This window comes from Kribbella orskensis (genome assembly GCF_004342085.1).
GTDB classification, from domain to species: Bacteria; Actinomycetota; Actinomycetes; order Propionibacteriales; family Kribbellaceae; genus Kribbella; species Kribbella orskensis.
In genome coordinates, this window is sequence record NZ_SLWM01000061.1 from 1 (window position 1) to 4,452 (window position 4,452).

Here is a 4,452-nt window from a genome sequence, read left to right on the forward strand (position 1 = left end):
GTCCCTGATCCAGATAATGGACCGAAGTTAGACAGCCAGAACAACCAGAGTGGTATTTCAACGATGACTCCACCCGAACTGGCGTCCGGGCTTCACAGTCTCCCACCTATCCTACACAAGTTGTACCGACCACCAATACCAAGTTGTAGTAAAGGTCCCGGGGTCTTTCCGTCCTGCTGCGCGTAACGAGCATCTTTACTCGTAATGCAATTTCGCCGAGTCCATGGTTGAGACAGCGCCCAAGTCGTTACGCCATTCGTGCAGGTCGGAACTTACCCGACAAGGAATTTCGCTACCTTAGGATGGTTATAGTTACCACCGCCGTTTACTGGCGCTTAAGTTCAAAGCTTCGCCGGCCTAAACCAGCTAACCTGTCCCCTTAACGTTCCAGCACCGGGCAGGCGTCAGTCCGTATACATCGAATTACTTCTTCGCACGGACCTGTGTTTTTAGTAAACAGTCGCTTGGGCCTGGTCTCTGCGGCCATCAACGCTTCCACGGGCAAGCCGTGTAACGCATCAGGCCCCCCTTCTCCCGAAGTTACGGGGGCATTTTGCCGAGTTCCTTAACCATGGTTCACTCGATCGCCTTGGTATTCTCTACCTGATCACCTGTGTCGGTTTGGGGTACGGGCGGCTCTAACACTCACTACGAAGTTTTTCTCGGCAGCATGGGATCATCCACTTCCCCTGAACGGGTCCGCCTCGGCTCTCAGGCTATATGAGACACGGATTTGCCTATGCCTCGCCCTACCACCTTGCCCGCGGATCAGCTTGCGCCTACCATCGCCGCGGTTGGACTACCCTCCTGCGTCACTCCTTAGTGCACCTAATACCAGCTCGGGTCGAAACATCCACCACGCAGCCCGAAGGCCTTGCAGCTTCCGTCCCTTAGCATCACCAGGTTCGGTCGGGTCGTGTTAATGCCGGTACGGGAATATCAACCCGTTGTCCATCGACTACGCCTGTCGGCCTCGCCTTAGGTCCCGACTTACCCAGGGCAGATTAGCTTGACCCTGGAACCCTTGATCATTCGGCGGACGGGTTTCTCACCCGTCATTCGCTACTCATGCCTGCATTCTCACTCGTGCAGCATCCACAACTAGATCACTCTGCTGCTTCACACGCTGCACGACGCTCCCCTACCCATCCACACACCTGGACCACACCCGAAAGTGTCGCCGGGTACAAATGTGAATGCCACAGCTTCGGCGGATTGCTTGAGCCCCGCTACATTGTCGGCGCGGAATCACTTGACCAGTGAGCTATTACGCACTCTTTCAAGGGTGGCTGCTTCTAAGCCAACCTCCTGGTTGTCTGGGCAACTCCACATCCTTTTCCACTTAGCAATCGCTTAGGGGCCTTAGCTGGTGATCTGGGCTGTTTCCCTCTCGACTACGGAGCTTATCCCCCGCAGTCTCACTGCCGCGCTCTCACTTACCGGCATTCGGAGTTTGGCTGATTTCGGTAAGCCGGTAAGCCCCCTAGACCATCCAGTGCTCTACCTCCGGTAAGAAACACGCGACGCTGCACCTATATGCATTTCGGGGAGAACCAGCTATCACGGAGTTTGATTGGCCTTTCACCCCTATCCACAGGTCATCCCCCAGGTTTTCAACCCTGGTGGGTTCGGTCCTCCACGCGGTCTTACCCGCGCTTCAACCTGCCCATGGATAGATCACTCCGCTTCGGGTCTAGAGCATGCGACTATTTCGCCCTGTTCAGACTCGCTTTCGCTACGGCTACCCCACACGGGTTAACCTCGCCACATACCACTAACTCGCAGGCTCATTCTTCAAAAGGCACGCCGTCACACCCACACAAGGTGAGCGCTCCGACGGATTGTAGGCAACCGGTTTCAGGTACTATTTCACTCCCCTCCCGGGGTACTTTTCATCTTTCCCTCACGGTACTAGTCCGCTATCGGTCACCAAGAAGTATTTAGGCTTAGCGGGTGGTCCCGCCAGATTCACACGGGATTTCAAGAGTCCCGTGCTACTTGGGAAAACACTCGGAAGTCATCGTCTTACGCCTACGGGGCTATTACCCACTACGGCTCAACTTTCCAGAAAATTCGACTTCAACGATGATTTATAACTCCCCGACCCCACGGCATTGAGGCCTGAATGCTCCCACAACCCCATGTACGCAACACACGCCGGCTATCACACGCACATGGTTTAGCCTCATCCGCTTTCGCTCGCCACTACTCACGGAATCACTATTGTTTTCTCTTCCTGCGGGTACTGAGATGTTTCACTTCCCCGCGTTCCCTCCAGAACCCTATGTGTTCAGGCACTGGTAACTGGCTTTAGAGTGCCAGCTGGGTTTCCCCATTCGGACACCCCCGGATCACAGCTTGGTTGCCAACTCCCCGGGGCTTATCGCAGGCTCCTACGTCCTTCATCGGCTCTTGGTGCCTAGACATCCACCGATTGCCCTTAGTAGCTTGTCACACAACAAAAAACTACAAAGATGCTCGCGTCCACTATACAGTTCTCAAAATACGGGCAGGAAAACCAGCCCCAACCACCACCTACCGTTCCAAGCCACCAATAGAGAGGGAACAAACACCCCTCCAGGAGACCCTTCACAGCGGTTTGGTGAAGGCCGGCCCCAGCCACACAACCACACCGACAACGATCCGCAAGGATCCCATCGGTGCAGCAAGTGACCCAGAAAAACCAGTCCAACCTGATCACTCAGGATCGGCCCGATTCCTCAGGACCCAACAGCGCGCCTCGGCCCTTCCCCTCATCTCGGTCACGTTCCACACCCAACAAGTTGAGTAGTACTAGCGACGATCGATCAGGTTCCAGGCCTAATGGTCAATGTTCCACAGTCCGAAGCACCGTCGCCCAGGAACGAACGTCCTGGCAACGACGAGTAGACAACCACCCCCTGACGGGCCATGGCTGCCAGTGCTCCTTAGAAAGGAGGTGATCCAGCCGCACCTTCCGGTACGGCTACCTTGTTACGACTTCGTCCTAATCGCCAGCCCCACCTTCGACGGCTCCCTCCCACAAGGGGTTAGGCCACCGGCTTCGGGTGTTGCCGACTTTCATGACGTGACGGGCGGTGTGTACAAGGCCCGGGAACGTATTCACCGCAGCGTTGCTGATCTGCGATTACTAGCGACTCCGACTTCATGGGGTCGAGTTGCAGACCCCAATCCGAACTGAGACCGGCTTTTTGGGATTCGCTCCACCTTGCGGTATCGCAGCCCTTTGTACCGGCCATTGTAGCATGCGTGAAGCCCTGGACATAAGGGGCATGATGACTTGACGTCATCCCCACCTTCCTCCGAGTTGACCCCGGCAGTCTCCTATGAGTCCCCACCATAACGTGCTGGCAACATAGGACGAGGGTTGCGCTCGTTGCGGGACTTAACCCAACATCTCACGACACGAGCTGACGACAGCCATGCACCACCTGTATAGGACCCTTACGGACCCCCCATCTCTGGAGGATTTCCCTATATGTCAAACCCAGGTAAGGTTCTTCGCGTTGCATCGAATTAATCCGCATGCTCCGCCGCTTGTGCGGGCCCCCGTCAATTCCTTTGAGTTTTAGCCTTGCGGCCGTACTCCCCAGGCGGGGCGCTTAATGCGTTAGCTGCGGCACGGAGGACGTGGAATGTCCCCCACACCTAGCGCCCAACGTTTACGGCGTGGACTACCAGGGTATCTAATCCTGTTCGCTACCCACGCTTTCGCTCCTCAGCGTCAGGTAAGGCCCAGAGAGCCGCCTTCGCCACCGGTGTTCTTCCTGATATCTGCGCATTCCACCGCTACACCAGGAGTTCCGCTCTCCCCTGCCTACCTCTAGTCTGCCCGTATCGGAAGCAGGCTCGGAGTTGAGCTCCGAGTTTTCACTCCCGACGTGACGAACCGCCTACGAGCCCTTTACGCCCAATAATTCCGGACAACGCTCGGACCCTACGTATTACCGCGGCTGCTGGCACGTAGTTGGCCGGTCCTTCTTCTGCAGGTACCGTCACTCTCGCTTCGTCCCTGCTGAAAGAGGTTTACAACCCGAAGGCCGTCATCCCTCACGCGGCGTTGCTGCGTCAGACTTTCGTCCATTGCGCAATATTCCCCACTGCTGCCTCCCGTAGGAGTCTGGGCCGTGTCTCAGTCCCAGTGTGGCCGGTCGCCCTCTCAGGCCGGCTACCCGTCGACGCCTTGGTAGGCCATTACCCCACCAACAAGCTGATAGGCCGCGAGCCCATCCCCAACCGCCAGAACTTTCAACCCCCACCCATGAAGGCAGAAGTGATATCCGGTATTAGACCCCGTTTCCGAGGCTTATCCCGAAGTTGAGGGTAGGTTGCTCACGTGTTACTCACCCGTTCGCCGCTCGTGTACCCCGAAGGGCCTTACCGCTCGACTTGCATGTGTTAAGCACGCCGCCAGCGTTCGTCCTGAGCCAGGATCAAACTCTCCGTTGAAAT

The 4,452-nt window shown here is 56.5% G+C and carries 2 rRNA genes; both read right to left on the reverse strand.

The features are described 5' to 3' along the window. Positions 1-2,454: ribosomal RNA gene (locus EV644_RS44235) — 23S ribosomal RNA — on the reverse strand; the annotation flags it as partial. A 477-nt stretch (positions 2,455-2,931) separates the two neighbouring features. Further along, positions 2,932-4,449: ribosomal RNA gene (locus EV644_RS44240) — 16S ribosomal RNA — on the reverse strand. Positions 4,450-4,452: the final 3 nt, after the last annotated feature.